The organism is Micromonospora sp. SL1-18, from assembly GCF_047921505.1.
Lineage (GTDB): Bacteria > Actinomycetota > Actinomycetes > Mycobacteriales > Micromonosporaceae > Micromonospora.
In genome coordinates, this window is the sequence record NZ_JBLROA010000285.1 from 1 (window position 1) to 235 (window position 235).

Genomic DNA, 235 nt, shown 5'->3' on the forward strand with positions numbered 1-235 from the left:
GGAGCGCCTCCCCGTCATGGCGATGACCGCGACCGCGAAAGGCACCATCGCCGAGCCTGGCGTCAACGTGCGGCAGAAGGCCGGGCTGAACCGGGCGATCCTCGACAAGGGCTGGGGGCTGTTCGAGACGGCCCTGGCCAACCGGGCACGTGTCACCGGCACCCGGATCGCTCGGGTGCCAGCCGCGTTCACGTCCCAGCGGTGCGGCCGCTGCGGGTACACCGATCGGGACAAT

Annotated in this window: 1 pseudogene; it reads left to right on the plus strand. The window is 71.1% G+C overall.

The annotated features are described in order from the left end of the window. Positions 1–22: 22 nt before the first annotated feature. Positions 23–235: pseudogene (locus ACNAW0_RS30960) on the plus strand (hypothetical protein); the annotation flags it as partial.